At 65.0% G+C, this 18,992-nt stretch carries 16 protein-coding genes, 1 tRNA gene, 1 pseudogene and 1 other annotated feature; of the genes and pseudogenes, 13 read left to right on the plus strand and 5 right to left on the minus strand.

All coding sequences use genetic code 11. From position 1 onward, the window contains the following. Positions 1-5: 5 nt before the first annotated feature. The 3 genes from ACSF9G_RS11575 to ACSF9G_RS11585 all read left to right on the plus strand — a co-directional run bounded on the left by ACSF9G_RS11575 (position 6) and on the right by ACSF9G_RS11585 (position 4,056). Positions 6-1,295 carry a metal-dependent hydrolase family protein gene (locus ACSF9G_RS11575; RefSeq protein WP_436641651.1) on the plus strand — a complete coding sequence of 430 codons (1,290 nt, stop codon included), beginning with the start codon at positions 6-8 and terminating at the stop codon, positions 1,293-1,295. 272 nt (positions 1,296-1,567) lie between these two features. After that, positions 1,568-1,625 (plus strand) — a sequence feature (sul1 is cis-regulatory element that is thought to sense ions involved in sulfur or methionine metabolism; They are found in Alphaproteobacteria). 98 nt (positions 1,626-1,723) lie between these two features. Beyond that, positions 1,724-3,181: a SulP family inorganic anion transporter gene (locus ACSF9G_RS11580; RefSeq protein WP_436642138.1), complete on the plus strand. Its 1,458-nt coding sequence runs from the start codon at positions 1,724-1,726 to the stop codon at positions 3,179-3,181. Positions 3,182-3,195: 14 nt separating this feature from the next. Continuing rightward, a complete protein-coding gene (locus tag ACSF9G_RS11585) occupies positions 3,196-4,056 on the plus strand; it encodes a universal stress protein (protein ID WP_436641653.1) in 861 nt (286 codons plus the stop codon). A gap of 87 nt (positions 4,057-4,143) precedes the next feature. Here the strand turns inward: ACSF9G_RS11585 and ACSF9G_RS11590 are convergent, their stop codons facing one another. After that, the gene (locus ACSF9G_RS11590; protein WP_436641655.1) at positions 4,144-5,124 is read right to left on the minus strand and encodes a GlxA family transcriptional regulator; all 981 of its coding nucleotides are present in this window, start codon (positions 5,122-5,124) and stop codon (positions 4,144-4,146) included. A gap of 202 nt (positions 5,125-5,326) precedes the next feature. Here ACSF9G_RS11590 and ACSF9G_RS11595 point away from each other — a divergent pair, with 202 nt between their 5' ends. Beyond that, positions 5,327-5,986 (plus strand): HD domain-containing protein, encoded by a 660-nt coding sequence (locus ACSF9G_RS11595; RefSeq protein ID WP_436641657.1) that lies wholly within the window; start codon positions 5,327-5,329, stop codon positions 5,984-5,986. Positions 5,987-6,066: 80 nt separating this feature from the next. After that, a pseudogene (locus ACSF9G_RS11600) lies at positions 6,067-6,351 on the plus strand (DUF3363 domain-containing protein); the annotation flags it as partial. 38 nt (positions 6,352-6,389) lie between these two features. On the opposite strand, the gene ACSF9G_RS11605 reads toward ACSF9G_RS11600, so the two are convergent. Further along, positions 6,390-6,884, minus strand: coding sequence for an Rrf2 family transcriptional regulator (locus tag ACSF9G_RS11605; protein ID WP_436641659.1), 495 nt, complete (start codon positions 6,882-6,884; stop codon positions 6,390-6,392). A 101-nt stretch (positions 6,885-6,985) separates the two neighbouring features. Between ACSF9G_RS11605 and ACSF9G_RS11610 the strand changes: the two genes are divergently transcribed. Beyond that, complete coding sequence (locus ACSF9G_RS11610; protein WP_436641661.1) at positions 6,986-7,459, plus strand: carboxymuconolactone decarboxylase family protein; 474 nt, start codon at positions 6,986-6,988, stop codon at positions 7,457-7,459. Between the two features lie 342 nt (positions 7,460-7,801). On the opposite strand, the gene ACSF9G_RS11615 is transcribed toward ACSF9G_RS11610, so the two are convergent. Then, complete coding sequence (locus ACSF9G_RS11615; protein WP_436641663.1) at positions 7,802-9,034, minus strand: acetamidase/formamidase family protein; 1,233 nt, start codon at positions 9,032-9,034, stop codon at positions 7,802-7,804. 400 nt (positions 9,035-9,434) lie between these two features. Next, positions 9,435-9,524, minus strand: a tRNA-Ser gene (locus tag ACSF9G_RS11620). A 577-nt stretch (positions 9,525-10,101) separates the two neighbouring features. Here ACSF9G_RS11620 and ACSF9G_RS11625 point away from each other — a divergent pair. The 7 genes from ACSF9G_RS11625 (at position 10,102) to ACSF9G_RS11655 (ending at position 17,356) form a co-directional block, all read left to right on the plus strand. Beyond that, a complete protein-coding gene (locus ACSF9G_RS11625; protein WP_436641665.1) occupies positions 10,102-10,944 on the plus strand; it encodes a septal ring lytic transglycosylase RlpA family protein in 843 nt (280 codons plus the stop codon). 202 nt (positions 10,945-11,146) lie between these two features. Beyond that, positions 11,147-12,301 (plus strand): D-alanyl-D-alanine carboxypeptidase family protein, encoded by a 1,155-nt coding sequence (locus tag ACSF9G_RS11630; RefSeq protein ID WP_436641667.1) that lies wholly within the window; start codon positions 11,147-11,149, stop codon positions 12,299-12,301. Positions 12,302-12,310: 9 nt separating this feature from the next. Continuing rightward, complete coding sequence (gene tmk, locus ACSF9G_RS11635; RefSeq protein ID WP_436641669.1) at positions 12,311-13,021, plus strand: dTMP kinase; 711 nt, start codon at positions 12,311-12,313, stop codon at positions 13,019-13,021. A 3-nt stretch (positions 13,022-13,024) separates the two neighbouring features. Next, on the plus strand, positions 13,025-14,086 hold the full coding sequence (locus ACSF9G_RS11640) for a DNA polymerase III subunit delta' (protein WP_436641671.1): 1,062 nt from the start codon (positions 13,025-13,027) through the stop codon (positions 14,084-14,086). Positions 14,087-14,138: 52 nt separating this feature from the next. Further along, positions 14,139-15,695, plus strand: coding sequence for a methionine--tRNA ligase (metG, locus tag ACSF9G_RS11645; RefSeq protein WP_436641673.1), 1,557 nt, complete (start codon positions 14,139-14,141; stop codon positions 15,693-15,695). Positions 15,696-15,746: 51 nt separating this feature from the next. Beyond that, a complete protein-coding gene (locus ACSF9G_RS11650; protein WP_436642140.1) occupies positions 15,747-16,547 on the plus strand; it encodes a TatD family hydrolase in 801 nt (266 codons plus the stop codon). Further along, on the plus strand, positions 16,544-17,356 hold the full coding sequence (locus ACSF9G_RS11655; RefSeq protein ID WP_436641675.1) for an MBL fold metallo-hydrolase: 813 nt from the start codon (positions 16,544-16,546) through the stop codon (positions 17,354-17,356). The genes ACSF9G_RS11650 and ACSF9G_RS11655 overlap by 4 nt, the downstream gene beginning before the upstream one ends. Positions 17,357-17,359: 3 nt before the next feature. Here ACSF9G_RS11655 and ACSF9G_RS11660 read toward each other — a convergent pair whose 3' ends face one another. Then, positions 17,360-18,901, minus strand: a complete 1,542-nt coding sequence (locus tag ACSF9G_RS11660) for a diguanylate cyclase domain-containing protein (protein WP_436641677.1) — start codon at positions 18,899-18,901, stop codon at positions 17,360-17,362. Between the last annotated feature and the right edge of the window lie 91 nt (positions 18,902-18,992).

An 18,992-nucleotide genomic window follows, 5' to 3' on the forward strand; every position in this document is an offset into this window, starting at 1 on the left:
TGCCAATGCCGTCTTCCCACAGCACAGTCTATTGCAACGGCCGCATCGTCGACGGCGGCGGCAAGGTCTTCACCGGCTACGTGGCGCTGGAAGGCGCCCACATCCAGGCGGTGGGCGAGGGGGAACCTGTCGGGGCAGCCGCCCGGTCCGGCGCGGACGTCGTCGACCTGGCCGGACGCACGCTTCTGCCGGGTCTGATCGACTGCCACGTGCATCTGTCCATGGACGCGCTTGCCGCGCCGGTCGCGCTCAACTCGCCGCGGTCGCAACTCGTCGGCTTGATGACCGCGTCCAAGAACGCGCTCGCATCGCTCGCCGGCGGCGTGACGACGGTGCGCGATTGCGGGACCCCGGGGGAGATCGATTTCGCCCTGCGCCAGGCAGCCGCCGACGGGTTGTGCGTGACACCGCGGCTCGTGCTCAGCGGCCGTGCCCTGTGCATGACCGGCGGTCATGGATGGCAGCTCCTCGGTGTCGAGGTCGATGGCCCGGATGCCGCCCGCCGCGCCGCGCGCGCCCAGCTCAAGGCGGGCGCCGACAACGTCAAGCTGATCGCGACCGGCGGCATCCTCACGCAGGGAACGGAGATCGGAAGCCCGCAGCTCACGGTGGACGAGATGCGGGCGGCGGTCGAGGAAGCGCACAAGGCGGGCAAGATCTCCGCGGCGCACGCACACGGCGCGCAGGGCATCAAGAACGCCGCGATGGCTGGCGTCGACTCCATCGAGCACGCCTATTTTATCGACGCCGAGGGCATCGATCTGATGCTGGAGAACGGCACCACGCTGGTAGCGACCTCGGCGGCGGTGCGCAACGTCGTGCGGCACGGCACGGAAGCCGGCATCCCGGCCCATTCCGTCGCCAAGGCGCAGTCGGCCATCGAGCGCCACGTCGACGGCTTCAAGGCGGCGCACAAGGCCGGTGTGAAGCTCGCGATGGGTACCGACTCCGGTGTTCCGTTCACGCGCCACGGCCGGAACCTCGACGAGCTCGTCTATCTGGTGGAAATGGGGCTGACGCCGCTAGAAGCGATCCAGGTGGCGACGCGCGACAGCGCCCGGATGCTGAAACTCGATGATCGCGTGGGCACGCTCGAGCCCGGCAAGCTGGCCGACCTCGTCGTTGTCGACGGCGATCCGCTGGCCGACATCTCGGTTCTGAGCGATCCCTCCCGCATCCGTCGCGTCGTCCTCAACGGACGCACGGTCGTCGATCGCGACTCAAGCCGCTTCGTCGTCGGCAGCGCCTTCGCCGGTGCGCTCGTAGGCGGCGCTGCGGAGGTCGCCGCACGCTGAAGGTCTAGCGATCGGCGTCTGCGCGGCTCGCCATATAGGCAAACGCGGCAGCCGGATTGAGTCCGCGCTCGCGAGAAGCGCGATTGCGCCTATGGCGTTGCGCGTTCCAAACGGCCGTTCTGTCCCTGACTATTTTGCGCTCCAGCCCTGGCGGAGCAATAACGCCCCTGAATAGCGCCAGCGGATCGGAAGCCGTTGACGGCCCGGCGACAGTATCTCTGCATTGACGGTTGGCATTCGCAACCGGACTGGCTAAGAGCGTGGGCAACGAACATGGAGCCGGGTGAGATTCCCGGCTGGCTATTCCGGCCGCCGATCCGCCGGACAATTCCAAACAGACAAAACCCGTCGAGACCGCGAGCGGAAGCTTGCGGCCTAAGGATATTGAATTGTTCACGATCTCGCTTTCCCAATACAGGCATCAGTGGATGCACAACATCCGCGGTGACCTGCTATCCGGCCTCGTCGTCGCCCTGGCGCTCATTCCCGAAGCCATCGCGTTTTCCATCATCGCGGGGGTGGACCCCAAGGTCGGGCTCTACGCGTCCTTTTCCATCGCCGTGATCGTTGCCATCACCGGCGGCCGGCCGGGCATGATTTCGGCGGCGACCGCGGCCACGGCCGTGCTGATGGTGACGCTGGTGCGGGACTACGGGCTGGAATACCTGCTCGCCGCGACCGTTCTCGCCGGCCTGCTGCAGATCGGGGCCGGCTTTCTGAAACTCGGCTATGTCATGCGCTTCGTGTCCCGGTCGGTGATGACCGGCTTCGTCAATGCGCTCGCGATCCTGATCTTCGTCGCGCAGTTGCCCGAGCTCGATCCCTCGAAGGTGCCGATGCTCACCTATCCGCTCGTCGCGGCCGGGCTTGCCATCATCTATCTGTTTCCGATGGTGACCAAGGCGATCCCGTCGCCGCTCGTCACGATCGTCGTGCTGACGATCCTGACCGTCGCGATGGGTTGGGACGTCCGCACCGTGGGCGACATGGGCGACCTGCCCGACACGTTTCCGGTGTTCCTGATCCCCGACATTCCGCTGAATTTCGAAACGCTGTCGATCATCTTCCCGTATTCGCTAGCCGTCGCGGTCGTGGGGCTTCTCGAAAGCCTGATGACCCAGCAGATCGTCGACGACCTGACCGACACCGCATCCGACCGCAATCAGGAGTGCATCGGGCAGGGCATCGCCAACACCGCCACCGGCTTCATCGGCGGCATGGCGGGCTGCGCCATGATCGGCCAGTCGATCATCAATGTGAAATCCGGCGGACGCGGACGATTGTCGACCTTTGTCGCCGGAATCTTCCTGCTGATCATGGTGGTGGCGCTCGGCGACATCGTGGCGATCATTCCGATGTCCGCCCTGGTCGCGATCATGATCATGGTCTCGATCGGCACCTTCTCCTGGTCGTCGGTCAAGAACCTCCGCGAGCACCCGAAATCCTCCTCCGTCGTGATGCTGGCGACGGTCGTCTTCGTGATCTACACCCACAACCTTGCCATCGGCGTGCTCGTGGGCGTCCTACTCTCGGGCATATTCTTTGCCTGGAAGATCGCGCAGCTCTTCCGCGTCACATCCGACATCACGCCGGACGGCAGCCATCGCACCTATGTGATCGAAGGCCAGCTTTTCTTCGCGTCTTCCGAGGATTTCATGAAAGCCTTCGATTTCAAGGAGGCGCCGGAAAAGGTCACCATCAACGTCAGCCGCGCCCATATCTGGGATATCTCGTCCGTTGCCGCGCTGGACATGGCGGTGCTCAAGTTCCGCCGGGAAGGGGCCGACGTCGAAATCATCGGGCTCAACGAAGCCTCCGAGACCATCGTCGACAGGCTTGCCGTCCATGACAAGCCGGGCGCGATGGATCAACTGATGGGTCACTGAGGAAGGATCGAGCGATGACAACCGACACACTGATCGCTCTCGTGGATGGCTCGGTCTATTCCGAAAGCGTTTGTCGCCATGCGGCCTGGATCGCCGGCAGGAACGGCTGGAAGGTCAAGATCTACCACGTCATGGGCCGCCGCGACGGCATCGGCGAGCAGGACCTGAGCGGCGCGATCCGGCTGGGCGCGCGCACGGCGCTGCTGGAGCAGCTTTCGGACCTCGACGCGGCGCGGGCCAAACTGGCGCACGAGCTCGGGCGCGCGATCCTGGATGACGCGAAAGCCATCATCCAGGGCGATGGCGGCGTCGCTGCCGTGGAAACCCGCCTGCGCCGGGGCGACCTGGTGGAAACCGTCACCGCCAAGGAAGAGCAGGGCGAGATGATCGTCATCGGCAAGCGCGGAGAGGCGGCGGGCCACGCGATGGACCACCTGGGCTCCAACCTGGAACGCGTCGTGCGGGCCAGTCGCAAGCCGGTCTTCATCGCCAATCGCGCCTTCAGGCCGATCGAGACGGTTCTGGTGGCCTTCGATGGCGGCGCCTCGTCGCTGAAAGCGATCGACTACATCTCGCGCAGTCCACTGTTCGCAGGGCTAGAGGTTTCGCTGGTTTATGCCGGCAAGGAAACGCCGGAGATCCGCGCGTCGCTCGATTCAGCGGCGGCGACGCTGAGGGAAGGGGGCTTCGAGGCGAAGCTCCTGGTTCGCAGCGGCGAACCGGAAACGGTGCTCGCCGACCTGACGCAGGCCTCGGGACACGAACTGCTCGTGATGGGCGCCTACGGGCATTCGCGCGTCCGCTCCTTCATCATCGGCTCCACGACAACCGAGATGATCAGGTCCTGCCGCGTGCCGGTACTGATCATGCGCTGAGTGCGATCATAGCGCCGTGGCGCAATTCGCGCGTCGTACGGCGATGGCGTTCCTGCCGATACCAGCCTCCGATTCCGGAGAAGTGTCTCAATCCGCACAGGGCCGCCCCGTCCGGAAACTCTCGCGATAGCGAAGCGGGCTTAGCCCGAGACGGCGCTGGAAGACGCTCCGCATCTGTTCCGGACTGCCGAAACCGCAATCGAACGCGATTGCCTTCAAGGCGAGATCGGACGCCTCGAGCAGGTTGCGCGCATGATCCAGGCGGATGTTTTCTATGAATTCGTGCGGGGTTATGCCAAGTTCCTGCACAAACAGCCGGGCAAGGCTGCGTGTGCTCGTGCCGGCGATGGCGGCGAGACGCCGGACCGGAAAAGGCTCATCCAGGTTTTCCATGACATACGCCTGAACCTTCCCCAGCGGCGTTGCCGGATCGCTCCGCGGAAGCAGGAACGGGCTGAACTGGGATTGCCCGCCTTGGCGCTGCGCCGCGACCACGAGGCGCTTCGCGCAGGCAAGCGCGACATGCTCTCCATGATCCTCGCCAACAAGCGCAAGCGCGAGATCGATACCCGCCGTCACGCCGGCAGACGTCACCAGCCGGCCATCGCGGGCGAAAATGCGATCATGTTCGACACGCGCGGCGGGAAACGTCTCGGCCAGGCAGGCGGCATTCTGCCAATGTGTGGTGACGAGACGGCCATCCAGCAGCCCGGCACGGCCGAGCGCGAAGGCACCCGTGCAGATCGATCCGTATCGCTCGGCCCTTACACCCCAATCCCGGAGCCAGGCCGACATGGTTGCGTCCTCGCTCCCCTCAGGAAGTCCGGGCCCTCCGGCGACGAGCACGGTGTGAAAAACGCGCGCTGCGTCTCCGAAACTCAAATGCGCGGCCATCGGGGTTCCATTGGATGCCCGGATCAGCGCCGTGGTGCCGGCGAGCAATAGGCAGCGATACCCTTCGCCCTCGGCCAGAAAGCCGTTTGCTTCCGCGAAAACATCGAGGGGACCAGCCACGTCGAGGGATTGCACCCCGTCATGGATGACCAGCGCGATATCCCGTTTCGCCATCGCCCACCCCTTTCACAAAAGGCTCCGGATCAGGAGCCGGGCAGCATATATGGCGCGACTGGCAGAAAATCCACGGTCATGCAGATTGCCGCCAAACCGGCTCGCAGCAATAAACGGGGAGCCAAGACAAGCCAGGCGCCGCGACGCCGCTCTTCGCGGGGCGCGGGCAGCCAGGCGCCCATTCCGCACAGGAGAAATGATGATGCCGGACACCCTTGCGCCCTCGACCAGGATCAACGGAGTAGCGGTTCCGGACAGTCGTCTCGGTCAAGCGATCACCGAGTTCATCAGGGATACGGAGAGCGCGCTTCTCTTCAATCATTCCAGCCGCGTTTTCTTTTTCGGTGCGATCGCCGGCCAACAGCGCGGCCTCAGCGTCAACCATGAGCTGCTCTACGCCGCTGCGATGTTTCATGACATCGGGCTCATGCCCTCTCATGCCAGCGCCGATCTCCGTTTCGAGGTCGACGGCGCCAATGCTGCCCGGGACTTCCTCCAGAGCTATGGCGTGGACCCGGCCGACATCGAAAAGGTCTGGACAGGAATAGCGCTGCACACCACGCCCGGCGTGCCGGAGTTCATGCATCCCGTGATTGCCTTGACCACGGCCGGCGTGGAGATGGACGTGCTCGGCCTGACCTATGGCCAGTATCCGGAAGAGATCCGCGAGGCGGTCGCTGCGGCATTCCCGAGGACACCGCAGTTCAAGGAGGACATCATTCAGGCGTTCTACGACGGCATCAAACACAAGCCGCACACAACTTTCGGCAACGTCAAGGCAGACGTGCTGGCTGACAAGGACGCCGGATATCGTCGCGACAACTTCTGCTCGATCATCCGCTGCTCACACTGGGTGTCCTAGCGGTACACACCGGGCGTATGGCGGGCCGGAGCCGATGAACCGGAGAATCACGTCCACGCTATAGCCCTCCAAAATGATAGATGAAAACGGTCCCGGTGCTTTCGCGCCGGGGCTTTGTCGCTGGCGGCAGCGCCTATGACGCGGGCCGCGACCGTCAGGCCAGCGTTCGCGTCCTGTCTTCGGTCGATCTAGGCAAGCAGATCGGATCGGACGGCGCGACATGGCTGGACCGACGATTGATCCGTGGCGAAACGGCCGACCTTGCCCCGGTCGGATACGGCCAGAAGGTGCGCGAGGCCATCGACCAGAGCCGCGAGCATCATATCGAACAGCGCGCCGTCACCGGAGAGCGGAATGGGCGGATTGTTGTCGTGGCAACCCGGCTTATGGCATCGGGCCGCGTTTAACGCTGCGATTTCATCATGAAATCTGCAATTGCCTGCTTGTTGTGGTCGCTGATCAACGTCTCTCCATCGCTCACCAGATCAGCAAGTGTTTGAGCACGCAAAGCGTCCCGCCAGGCGTCCTCCGCAGCGAGCATACGAGACTTGATGAAGCAGTCCGTTTTGTAGACGCATGGGTCTTTAGCGTGGCGCGGCCCACGGCGGCGAAGCTCCCGGCAGACGAACGCTGGTTCACGTCCGTCAATGGCCTCAACAATATCGAGTAACGTTATGCTCGCTGGCTCTCGCGCCAAGCGATATCCCCCCCGTGGCCCCGGTAGTGCGTCAATGACACCGGCAGCCGTGAGCGCGCGGAGATGCTTCAGCAGGTAGGACTCGGAAACTCCGTGAAGCTCGGCAAGGCTCTTGCCCGCGAGAACCTTGCCATCTGGCAGGAAGGCAAGTGCTAGGGCGCAGTGCAGCGCCGCCTCGACTCCATCGCTCAATCGCCGCATCGGGCTTCCCCCCGTTTTCGCAGTATTGGGGTGGCATCTTCTTATCGTGGATATATTATATCCACGATTCGACGCCAACCCTCATCTGACAGGGCCTTACCATGCAACCGAGAATGAACATCGCCCACCTTGCGCCTGACCTCTATCGTGCGGTTGCGGCCCTCGACGGTGCGGTGAAGGCCTCGGGGATCGACGCTCGCCTTCTGCACCTCGTCAAGCTGCGCGCCTCGCAGATCAACGGTTGCGCGTTCTGCGTCGATCTTCATGTGAAGGAGGCGCTGGCTGATGGGCTAAGCGCACAAGTGCTGCACCTCCTGCCTGTATGGCGTGAATCCCCCTTCTTCGACGACAGGGATCGCGCGGCCCTAGAATGGACTGAAAGTGTGACGCTGGCCGCCCAAACCGGCATTCCGGACGCCGCGTTTGAAGTGGTCAGAGCCGCGTTCTCCGAGACCGAGATTGCGCAACTGACCATTGCCATCGGCACAATCAATATCTGGAACAGGATTGCCGTGAGTTCGCGCTTGCAGCACCCGTTGGAAATGGGGCCGCAAAGTGTGAGGAAAGCAAAGTGATGGGTCAGTCATCGAGATAGCGGACTGCAATGCGTGGTGGACGAGCCCAAGACTCGCCCACGATGCACCCGCCCGTCCGCCACTCCGGCATAAAACCGGGGAAACTGCATCGACATCTTGGAATGCACCGCGCGATGCCGGGCGCCTTGCCGTCAACTCATCCTGAGCCCGGCGAGCAGGGCAACCATGCCGGTGCCGTCGCTTTTCTCGCCGACGCGGCTTCCACCCCGACCCGGTTGTCCGTGCCGATGGTGGGCTGGCAGATTCGAATATTGCCAGTGTTAGGGCTTCTATCCCTCAAGTCTCCCCCCACGGCCGATACCGGCCGTGGGGGGGCGGGCCCTAGAGGCCGTATTGCTCGCGCGCGTAGTCGCCGAGGCCGACGGCATCGAGCTTGGCAAGAGGCGCAAGGAACGTGACCTGGATGACGCCGGGTGCGCGGCCGATCTCGATGGCGCCGTTGACCGTGGCGCGGTTGCGCACTTCGGCGACGCTTACGTCGAGAAGCTTGGCGGCGCGGGCAAGGCCGTTCTCGATCGCATCGTTGAGATTGGCGGCTGTGCCGATCACCGAGATCGGCGCGAGCACCTCGATCTCCGATACATCCCATTTGGCGGCGAGGCGTTTGCCCTTCGCTTTTTCGGTCTCGGAGAACGGTCGCGCGAGGGGCGGCAGGTCTTCAAGGAGCGGGAACAGCACCGGTCCGTCAAGCGGGTAGCCTTTCACGACCTCGACCTGGAGCGTGACGCTGCCGGCGACATCCATGGTGTGTCCGGCGATCTCGCCGTCGCCCTGGCCGGCGTGCATGTCGCCCATGTAAAGGCCCGCGCCCGGCACCTTCACCGGCGCAATGAGGATCGCGCCGGCCCGCACCGCGTCAATGTCCATATGGCCGTCGGTCTTGTGCTCCGCCAGCTCCTCTGCCGTGATGGCGTAAGCATGCGGCGCGCCGACGAGAAAGGCGCCGAAATCTCCGGCATTGTGGCTGTCCGGCATCGCTTTCGACGGGCAGGTGCCGAGCTGGCCGAGGAACGGGCGCATCCGCACCAGCGTGCCGGGCATGTCGGAGGGCGCATAGGTCAGGATGGAGTGCTGGTGGCTTTCATCGGGCAGCGCGGCATAGTGATTGGCGCTGTGGGCAATCGTCTCCGCCGCTTCGCGCGGCAGGGTGAGGCCAACGGTGCGTGTCTCGTCGAAAGTGACCGTGTAGCCGTGAACGATCTCGAACGGCTTCACCGGGTTGCCGCAGACATTACATTTCACCGCGTCCTGGCCGATGCCTTCCACATGGGTTTCCGGCCAGACAGTGTCGCAGGTCGGACAGCGCGCAGCGACATAGGGGTCGCCCAGGCAAAAGCCTTCGGGCGAGCTGTCATGCCCCGAGGCGGTGGCAATCGAGGTGACGGTGATGTCGCGAATGCGGATGGCCAGCCCGTCGCCGGGAGCGGCGCCCTCGATGCGCACCGGCCGGGTAACCTCGTGCCCGCCGCGAAGGCTCGGCGTGATCATCGGCCCCCAGCATCCAGGTGCGGTGTTGGCGATGATTGTTCCGCCATCCTCAACTGGGCCGAGCATTTCGTCGTTCGGGTCAAGGACGCTGTTGGTAAAACCATCGACGACGAGGCTCCGGTGCGCCCGATTTGCTATTTTCACGCCATCAGCCATATGTGCGACTCCTGTTTCCTGTCGGCTTTCCAGGCGGATCATAGGACGGTTGGCGCGGATGTCATGACCCTTATCCCCCTTTGGTCGGGGGCCACACATCTTCGCTCGGTTTGAGACTGGTTTTGCCCCGCCGGCAGGCTACGACGGGTGCTCAGTTGGGGCCGACAGCGGCATGCCGGGCCGCCCTCTAGGAGATCAGGCCGGACAGCCTGTTTCGCACGGCCGCGCTGTCGGTCGAGGGCGAACAGGCCGTAGTTCTGCGAGCTTCCAAGCCTTCCGCAGTGTCCCGGCCCGTTCGGTCAGGGGAAAATGGCGGATGGGGTGGGATTCGAACCCACGAGACGGTTGCCCGCCTGCCGGTTTTCAAGACCGGTGCCTTCAACCACTCGGCCACCCATCCGTCGGACGCCGCACCATCGCCGAAGCCGCCGTCGGCTTCAACAGGCTTTGTACCGGGTAGAACGCAATTTTGTCGGTGAGGCCCTCAGACCCGTTTTCGCCCCCGGTATCGGCCGCATATGGCAAGCCAGACACGGCGAACCGGTCTGGGAGGACGGTCCGCCGCGCAATTCGGGGCAGGAAGGCCCCATTAACGTCACATTTCGACCGCACTGCGATCCCAAGGTTCGCGTCGTAGCGAGCGCCGGTAGCAAACGCTTAACCATGACGCCCGGTGTGGCATGGCCTTAACGCCGGTGTAACGTGCGGGGACACACAGTCGCGGGTAACGGGGGTGTTGCGTCGACTGTCGAGAACCGGAATCAAATCCGGCTCGGGACGAAGTCTCGCGGACAGGAACGGCGCACCGCGACGGACGGGGTAAGATGACGGGACGGGGTTCGAGTACGCGTATATCGGCTGCTTCTGCCGCAGCACGGGGCATTGCCGTCCTGTCGCTGGCGGGGATTGTTGCGGCCTGCAGCTCGCCATCTGGCGGGCCCGACAAGAAGTACGGCGTCACAGCGAGCCCGCGCCTCGTGCCTTTCGGCAAGCCGGTGCCCGAAGGCGGCGGCTACTACAAGGTCGGCAAGCCCTACAAGGTCGCCGGCCGCTGGTATCGGCCCAAGGAAGACGCCAGCTACGACCAGGTCGGCCTGGCATCGTGGTACGGCCGCGATTTCCATGGCCGGAAAACCGCCAACGGCGAAGTCTTCGACATGGCGGACCTGAGCGCGGCGCATCCGACCTTGCCGCTGCCGACCTATGCCCGCGTCACCAATCTCGAGAACGGCCGCTCTGTCGTCGTCCGCATCAATGACCGCGGCCCGTTCGCCCATAACCGCCTGATCGACGTTTCCAAGCGCACCGCCGAGTTACTCGATTTCCATCAGGACGGCACAGCCAAGGTGCGTGTCCAGTATGTCGGCATGGCCCCGCTGGAGGGCAACGACGGCCAGTGGCTGACCACCACCGTTCGCCACGATGGCCAGCCGGTCGGCCCGGTCATGCTCGCCGGCCTTTCGGCGCCGGCGGCGCAGCAGGTTTCGTCAGGCGCGATGCAGCCGCCGCCTCCGCCGCCGGGCACATCGGCTCCCTATCCGCAGACGACGGTGGCCTTCTCGCCGTCGACCTATGCCGCAGAGGTGCCGTCCACGCCCGAACCGGTCTCGGCGTCCTTCGCCTCGTCGACCGACGGACCGGTCCCCAAGGTGCCCGTCGGAACGGGGAAGGTCACCTATCGATGGGTGCAGGGCTTCGCGGACCAGGGCGGAAATGCCGCGGTGGCACGGGCTTTCTCGATCTTCGACACCGAGCGGGACATCGTCCTGGTCTTCACCGGACAACCGACGAAGACGAGCGACAGCCGCACTTTCCGGTGACTTCGCAGAAGCGAAATCGGCTAACCCTCGGTCAACCGCGTTCTTTACCCGTCCCGAACCGCTTGGTATCAGAGATAGAATCTCGACACCGAGCGATTGCGATATGGCGTATTTCGGCGTGATTTTACACCGCCTGCCGGCTCCTTCATCCCTGCCGCGACTCTGGCGATGCGCCATCTCGGGGCTTGCCCTGGTGGCCGGCATGGTCGTCACGCCCGTCGCCCCGGCACTGGCGCAGGCGATCGAGACCGCCGCGCCATACGCCTACATGATCGACGACCGGACCGGCACGATCGTCCTGTCGAAGGAGTCCGAGACGGGACTCGCGCCCGCCAGCATGGCGAAGCTGATGACGCTGGAGATCGTCTTCGAGGCGATCAAGGAAGGCCGGCTGTCGCTAGACGACGAATTCGTGGTCAGCGAGAACGCCTGGCGCAAGGGCGGCGCGCCGTCGCGCACCTCCACCATGTTCGCCGGCCTGAACACGAGCATACGGCTCGAAGATCTGCTGAAGGGCATCATGGTGCAGAACGCGAACGACGGCTGCATCGTGATCGCCGAAGGCATGGCCGGCAACGAGCAGGCCTTCGCGGTGTTGATGAACGAGCGCGCCAGGATGCTCGGGCTGTCGGACAGCACGTTCGTCAACTCGACCGGATTGCCCAATCCCGACCTGCCGAAGCAGACCATGTCGATGCGCGATCTGGTGACGCTCGCCCGGCATGTCATCACGGAGCACCCCGACCTCTACCGGTATTTTTCGGAACCGGAGTTCACCTGGAACAACATCCGTCAGCTCAACAAGAATCCGATCATCGGCAAGACCCCGGGCGCGGACGGCCTGTTCACCGGCTACGACGAGGAAGACGGCTACGGCATGATCGCCTCCGCCGATCAGGACGGCCAGAGGATGATCGCCGCGATCCACGGGCTGTCGTCGAACAACGAGCGCATCAACGAGATGCAGAAGCTGCTCGCCTGGGGCTTCCGGTCGTTCGAGAAGGTCACGCTGTTCCAGGCGGGAGAACCGGTCGCCGAGGTGGGCGTCTTCGGCGGCACGGAGGGCTGGGTCCCGCTCGCCGGCCACGAACCGATCCAGATCCTCATTCCCAGGGGCGCCAAGTCCAAGTTGCGCGCCCGCATCGTCTATCAGGGGCCGCTCCGCGCTCCGGTCGAGGAAGGCCAGCAGGTCGGCGAGCTCGAAGTCATGAACGACCAGGAGCTGGTCAGCCGCATTCCGCTCTACGCCACGCGCGCCGTCGAAATCGGACCGCTCTACAGTCGCGCGCTTGACGCGGCCTACGAGCTGATGGTCGGTCTGGTCCATAGCGGCGTCGAAATGGCAACGAAGAACTAGGCGCGCACGATGGGGGCGACGCCGGGCAAGTTCATCAGCTTCGAGGGCGGCGAGGGAACCGGCAAGTCGACGCAGATCAAGCGGCTCGCCGGGAAGCTTCGCGAACTCGGGATCGACGTCGTCGAGACCCGTGAGCCGGGCGGCACCAAGGGCGCCGAGATCGTGCGCCGCACGATCCTGTCCGGACGCGTCGAGGCGCTGGGGCCGTTCGCCGAGGCGCTGCTGATGAATGCCGCCCGCGACGACCACCTGAACGAAGTGATCCGTCCCGCGCTGAAAGCGGGGAAATGGGTCCTGTGTGACCGCTTCGCCGATTCCACGCGCGCCTATCAGGGTACGCTTGGCGGTGTCGACCGGCGGCTGCTCGAGGCCTTCGAGACGGCGGTCATCGGCGATGACTGGCCGGATCTGACCCTGATACTCGACCTCGATCCGCGCATCGGCCTGGAGCGCGCCCGCGCCGTGACGCGCGCCGAGAACGGCGGCCCCGGCGGCGACCGTTTCGAGGACGTGGACCTGGAGAGCCACCGCAAGCTCCGCGACGCCTTTCTGGCGATCGCCCGCAGGGAGCCGGAGCGCTGCGTTGTCATCGACGCATCCGAGTCGATCGACGCGGTCGGCGGGGCGATCTGGACGGCCGTCGCGGATCGGATTGCCTTGCCTGGCACGGAAAACGCCGGGACAAAGGCTTCCGGAACACGAACCAACGCGGCCTCCTGACAGATGACTGCAACGATCCCGCCGGATTTCTCCATCGCCCCACCAGAGGCCGCCGCGTGCCTGATCGGCCAGGACGACGCGGAATCTGCCCTGTTGAGTGCCTACAAGTCGGGCCGGCTGCATCACGCCTGGCTGGTCGACGGGCCGGAAGGCGTCGGCAAGGCGACGCTCGCTTACCGGTTCGCCCGCTTCCTGTTGGGCCATCCCGATCATGGCGAGGACGCGGTCCAGGCCGCGCGGGATCTCACCGTTCCGGCCGACGACCCGGCCGCCCGGCAGATCCGCGCCCGGTCCCATCCCGATCTCATCGTCCTGCAACGCCCCCGCGACGAGGACGGGAGGGCGACGGCAACCGTCATTTCCGTGGATCAGGTCCGCAAGGTCGCCCGCTTCCTGTCGACCACATCGGCGACGGGGGGATGGCGTGTCGTGATCGTCGACACCGCCGACGACTTCAACCGCTCGTCCGCGAACGCGCTTCTGAAGATGCTGGAGGAGCCGCCGCAGCGCGCGGTTTTCCTGCTCCTTTCCGGTTCGCCGGGCCGTTTGCTGCCGACGATACGGTCGCGCTGCCGGCGGCTTGCGCTGAAGCCGCTCGATACCGCGACGGTCGCGGAGACGCTTCGTATCGCCGGGGTAGGACAGGACGACGACGCCCGCGAGACGGCGGCCGCGCTGTGCGGCGGCAGTCTCGGCAAGGCCATGGAGCTCGCCACCCAGGAGGCGGTCGAGACCATCCATGCGGTCAACAAGCTTCTCGCCGACATGCCGCGGCACGATCCGGTCGCCGCGCAGAAGCTGGCCGAAGCGCTTGGACGGCGCGGCGCCGAGGAGCGCTTCCGTATGGCGACCTCGCTGCTCACCGACGCGATCGCGGGCCGGATGCGCGAGGCGGCCCGCGCCGGCGCCCAGCCCCACGTTCTTGCGCCTTGGGCGGAGGTATGGGAAAAGGTCACGCAGGCGCTCGCCGAGGCCGAAAGGCTCAATCTCGACCGCACGCTAACCCTTCTGTCGGTGTTCCGTATCGTATCCACCGCGACTTCGCTCGACGCGGCTCGCGTCTGAAAGGACGCCGCGGAAACGAACGGCGCGCCGGCACTTGTCCGTAAGGCCAGTCATGACGTCCAAATTCTACATCACGACCGCGATCTCCTATCCCAACGGCGCCCCCCATATCGGGCATGCTTACGAGGCCATGGCGACGGACGCGATCGCGCGGTTCATGCGGCTGGACGGGCGCGACGTCTATTTCCTGACCGGCGTCGACGAGCACGGCATGAAGATGGCGCAGACTGCGGCCAAGGAAGGGCTGACCCCGCGCGAACTCGCCGACCGCAACACGCCGCTTTTCGAGAAGATGGTCACGTCGCTCGAATGCTCGAACGACGACTTCATCCGCACGACCGAGCCGCGCCACCACACCTCGTCCCAGGCGATCTGGGAGCGCATGGTCGAGGCAGGCGACATTTACCTCGGCACCTATTCCGGCTGGTACTCGGTGCGCGACGAAGCCTACTACGCCGAATCAGAGACGACCGTTCGCGAAGACGGTGTTCGGATCGGCCCCAATGGCACGCCCGTCGAGTGGACCGAGGAGAACAGCTATTTCTTCCGTCTGTCGGCGTTCCAGGACCGGCTGCTGAAGCTCTACGAAGACCATCCCGACTTCATCATGCCGAAGGAGCGCTACAACGAGGTCGTCAGCTTCGTGAAGGGCGGCCTGCAGGACCTGTCGGTCTCGCGCACGACGTTCGACTGGGGCGTGAAGGTTCCCGGCGACGAAAAGCACGTGATGTACGTCTGGGTCGACGCCCTGACGAACTACATCACCGGCGTGGGCTATCCCGATACCGACGGCGAGACGTTCCGGAAGTGGTGGCCTGCCGACCTCCATGTCATCGGCAAGGACATCGTGCGGTTTCATACAGTCTACTGGCCGGCATTCCTGCTCTCGGCCGGTGTCGCGCCGCCGAAGCGCGTCTTCGCGCACGGCTTCCTGTTCAACCGCGGCGAGAAGATGTCGAAGTCGGTCGGCAATGTCGTCGATCCCTTCGCCCTGATCGACCACTACGGCGTCGACCAGGTGCGCTACTTCTTCATGCGCGAGGTGCCGTTCGGCCAGGACGGCAACTACAGCCACGATGCCATCGTCCAGCGCATCAACGCCGATCTCGCCAACGACCTGGGCAATCTGGCTCAGCGCTCGTTGTCGATGATCGCCAAGCACTGCGATGCGACGCTCCCGCAACCGGGAGCGTTCACGGCCGACGATACCGCGATGCTCACCGCCTGCGACGACCTGATCGGCAAGGCGCGCGCTGCCATGGCCGACCAGCAGCTGCATATCGTGCTGGCGGATATCTGGTCGGTGGTCGCCGACGCCAACCGCTATTTCGCGGCCCAGGAGCCCTGGGCCCTGCGGAAATCCGATCCCGAGCGGTTCGCAACCGTGCTCTACGTGACGGCGGAGGCTTTGCGCCAGATCGGCATCCTGATCCAGCCCTTCGTTCCCGCGTCGGCGGACGCGCTGCTCGATCTCGTCGGCGTGCCCGCGGACAAGCGTAATTTCGCCGAACTCGGGGAAGGGGGGCGTCTTGCCGCCGGCACCGCCCTGCCGGCGCCGAAGCCCGTGTTCCCGCGCTACGTGGAAGCCGAGGCCGGCGAGGGCGCCTGACGGAATGCCCGCCAAAGGAATATGGTCCCGGAAGGAATGCGTCCTGACGCCATGATCGTCGACAGCCACTGCCATCTCGACTTTCCCGATTTCGCCGAGGAACGCGACGCCATCGTCGCGCGCGCACGGGCGGCCGGCGTCGTCCGCATGGTCACGATCAGTACCCGCTTCCGACAGTTCGACCGGGTGCGGGCGATCGCGGAAAACTACGACGATGTCTACTGCTCGGTCGGCACCCATCCGCACAACGCCGGCGAGGAACCCGACGTGCCGGTCGCCGACTACATCGCCGCCGCCGCCCACCCCAAGGTCGTCGCGATCGGCGAGGCGGGCCTCGACTATCACTATGACAAGGCGCCGCGCGATCTGCAGGCCCAGAGCTTCCGCACCCAGATCGCGGCGGCGCGCGAGACTGGACTGCCGCTCGTCATCCACACGCGCGAGGCGGAAGCCGACACCGAGGCGATCCTGCGCGACGAGATGGCGAAGGGACGCTTCGACGCGATCCTGCACTGCTTCAGCTCGAAGGCCGGCCTCGCGACCGCGGGAATCGAACTCGGCCTTTACGTGTCGTTCTCCGGTATCCTGACCTTCAAGCGCTCCGAGGAGATCCGCGACATCGCCGCCGCGCTGCCCGCCGACCGCCTTCTGGTCGAGACGGATGCGCCGTATCTTGCGCCGGTGCCGTATCGCGGCAAGCGCAACGAGCCGGCCTATGTGGTTGAAACCGCGAAGGTTCTGGCCGAAACCCGCGGTGTCTCCTACGACGAGATCGCCCACCGGACGACAGACAATTTCTTTCGCCTGTTCTCCAAGATTCCCCGCCCTGCCGAGGTTTCGGCCGCTCCATGACGGCGGTCGCGACGATCCTCGGCTGCGGGTCATCCGGTGGCGTGCCGCGTGTCGCCAGCGGCTGGGGTGCCTGCAATCCGGACAATCCCAGAAATCGCCGCCGCCGCTGCTCGATCCTTGTCGAGAAGACCGGCGCGGAGGGAAAGACCACCGTTTTGGTCGACACGTCACCGGACCTGCGCGACCAGTTGATCGGCGCCGAGGTAACCTGGATCGACGGTGTGCTGTTCACCCACGACCATGCCGACCACACCCATGGCATCGACGATCTGCGCCCGGTCGTGATCCACAATCGCCGGCGCGTTTCGGTCTACATGGAGCCCGAAGCCGGCGAGCGCCTGCGGGAGCGCTTCTCCTACTGCTTCGATTCCCCGCCAGGCAGTCCCTATCCACCGATCCTCGACTCCCACGACATCCTGCCGCCGACGCCGGTAGTGATCGACGGGGAGGGGGGCGCCATCGTCGCCGAGCCCTTCCCGGTGATCCACGGCCCGATCGCCGCTCTCGGCTTCCGCTTCGGCGGCCTCGCCTATACGCCGGACGTCAGCGACATCCCGGAAGAAAGCGTCGAACTGCTGCATGACCTCGACGTCTGGATCATCGACGCACTGCGCGAAAGCCCGCATATCAGCCATTTTACCGTGGACGAGGCGTTGACCTGGATCGACCGGGTGAAGCCGCGCCGCGCGATCCTCACCAATATGCATGTCGACCTGGACTACGACGCCCTGAAGACCTGGCTGCCCGACAATGTCGTTCCCGCCTATGACGGGATGCAAATCGCCTTCGAGGACGAACAGCGCGACTGACCCTTAGGCCGCGTCGGGCGCGACGAACCGGTTTCGGCCCGACCGCTTCGCACGGTAGAGCGCCGCGTCTGCCTGGCGGATGACGTCATCCGCCGTGGTGCCGTTTCCGGACCAGAAGGCGATTCCGACGCTGCCGCTGATCGATTCCCGGGTGCCATCAGGCAGCGTGATCGGACGCCCCAGCCGCTCGAGCACGCGCTTCGCAACCTGCGAGGCCGCCTCGGCGCCTCCGTCACCATCGGTCGCAATGCCCGCGAGAAACTCGTCACCGCCGGTGCGTCCGATGAAAAGGCCGTCTCCGAACTCGGCCTTCAACCGGTTCGCGGCTTCGGCGAGGACGAAATCGCCGACGGCATGGCCATATGTGTCGTTGATCGGTTTGAAGCCATCCAGATCGACGGCCAGAATGGCGAACGGTTCGCCCTCCTGCAGCAACCCGGCCATACGCTGCTCGATATAGCGGCGGTTCCCAAGCCCAGTGAGCTGGTCGTGGAACGCCTGAAACTCGAGCTTGTCCTTCATGTCGTTGAACGCGTGCGCCAGTTCGCGCAGTTCGACGGGACCATCGGAAATATCGACACGATCGCTCGTTTCTCCGCGGGCGGTCGCAACTGCCGCATCGCGCAGCTTGCGAACCGAACGCAAAACCATGCGTTCGAGGGTAAGCCAGGCCAAGAGCCCGGACAGCGTCAGCGCGGCACCGAAAAGCGCGAGATCGGCCAGCAGATCCTGCTTCGCCTTCGACAAAATCACGTCGTGCGGCAGACCGACCATGACGGTGTCGCCGGTGCCTGGAACCGGCGCGGAACCGTAGATGCGCGGCACGCCGTCAATGTCCACAACCGTGGACGCCCCGATGAACGTGGCCGCGCGAAATGGAGGGGCAGGGCGCAGCTTTCCGTCCGGCGCGGTCGCCAGATCTGCCCCTGGCCCGAGCCGATGATAGATCTGGCCTTCGGCATCGACGGTCATCACCACGAAGTCGGCCGGCCCGCCGAGATCCTCGTCATAGACCGGCCGCCAGGCCAGATCGATCGCCTGGATGATGTGCCAGGTGCTGCCATCGGCAGCCCGCATCGTGAGTGCGCCGAACAGTTGCGCCCGCCCGGCATCGGACAGATACGGTCCCGTGACCGCGAATCCGGGATCGTCTACATCGTCCAGCAGGCCCTTGATAACGGACCCGGACAGTGGAAATCCGGACGCCTTGGAACAGACAATCTCGCCTCCGGCGGTGATCATCCAGACGATCTCGTCATTTCCGGCCGCCGCCACCGCGCAGGATCGCGCACGCGCCGGGGCATCCAGTTGCGCCGCGGTCGCGGTCAAGATCGTGCGCGTCGTCGAGATCACCTGGCGGCGCCGTTCAGCGACTTGGGTGGCGGCGCTCTGTGTCCATTTCTCGGCGTCCTCGATCGCCTCGCGCCGCTCAGAATCGATGAACTCGATGATCAGTAACGACGTCGGGATGGCCGCCAGGGCGACGACGACCGCCAGATGGGCGCCAAGGCCCAATCGTCGCAAGAACGGATATTTCAGACGCATATAAGCCCACCCAGAACACGCGTGCCCGCCGGAACGGTTTCGAAGTGTCTCAGATGGCCGTTAAAATTAGGCCCGCCGCGTTGGATCAAAT

Source organism: Microbaculum mangrovi (assembly GCF_051390635.1).
In the GTDB taxonomy this organism is placed as follows: Bacteria; Pseudomonadota; Alphaproteobacteria; order Rhizobiales; family Tepidamorphaceae; genus Microbaculum.

Excerpts from the sequence above, each read along its gene's own strand:
- ACSF9G_RS11575 (WP_436641651.1), top strand. The coding sequence starts at position 6 with ATGCCGTCTTCCCACAGCACAGTCTATTGCAACGGCCGCATCGTCGAC.
- ACSF9G_RS11580 (WP_436642138.1), top strand. The coding sequence starts at position 1,724 with ATGCACAACATCCGCGGTGACCTGCTATCCGGCCTCGTCGTCGCCCTG.
- ACSF9G_RS11585 (WP_436641653.1), top strand. The coding sequence starts at position 3,196 with ATGACAACCGACACACTGATCGCTCTCGTGGATGGCTCGGTCTATTCC.
- ACSF9G_RS11590 (WP_436641655.1), bottom strand. The coding sequence starts at position 5,124 with ATGGCGAAACGGGATATCGCGCTGGTCATCCATGACGGGGTGCAATCC.
- ACSF9G_RS11595 (WP_436641657.1), top strand. The coding sequence starts at position 5,327 with ATGCCGGACACCCTTGCGCCCTCGACCAGGATCAACGGAGTAGCGGTT.
- ACSF9G_RS11605 (WP_436641659.1), bottom strand. The coding sequence starts at position 6,884 with ATGCGGCGATTGAGCGATGGAGTCGAGGCGGCGCTGCACTGCGCCCTA.
- ACSF9G_RS11610 (WP_436641661.1), top strand. The coding sequence starts at position 6,986 with ATGCAACCGAGAATGAACATCGCCCACCTTGCGCCTGACCTCTATCGT.
- ACSF9G_RS11615 (WP_436641663.1), bottom strand. The coding sequence starts at position 9,034 with ATGCTCGGCCCAGTTGAGGATGGCGGAACAATCATCGCCAACACCGCA.
- ACSF9G_RS11630 (WP_436641667.1), top strand. The coding sequence starts at position 11,147 with ATGGTCGTCACGCCCGTCGCCCCGGCACTGGCGCAGGCGATCGAGACC.
- tmk (WP_436641669.1), top strand. The coding sequence starts at position 12,311 with ATGGGGGCGACGCCGGGCAAGTTCATCAGCTTCGAGGGCGGCGAGGGA.
- ACSF9G_RS11640 (WP_436641671.1), top strand. The coding sequence starts at position 13,025 with ATGACTGCAACGATCCCGCCGGATTTCTCCATCGCCCCACCAGAGGCC.
- metG (WP_436641673.1), top strand. The coding sequence starts at position 14,139 with ATGACGTCCAAATTCTACATCACGACCGCGATCTCCTATCCCAACGGC.
- ACSF9G_RS11650 (WP_436642140.1), top strand. The coding sequence starts at position 15,747 with ATGATCGTCGACAGCCACTGCCATCTCGACTTTCCCGATTTCGCCGAG.
- ACSF9G_RS11655 (WP_436641675.1), top strand. The coding sequence starts at position 16,544 with ATGACGGCGGTCGCGACGATCCTCGGCTGCGGGTCATCCGGTGGCGTG.
- ACSF9G_RS11660 (WP_436641677.1), bottom strand. The coding sequence starts at position 18,901 with ATGCGTCTGAAATATCCGTTCTTGCGACGATTGGGCCTTGGCGCCCAT.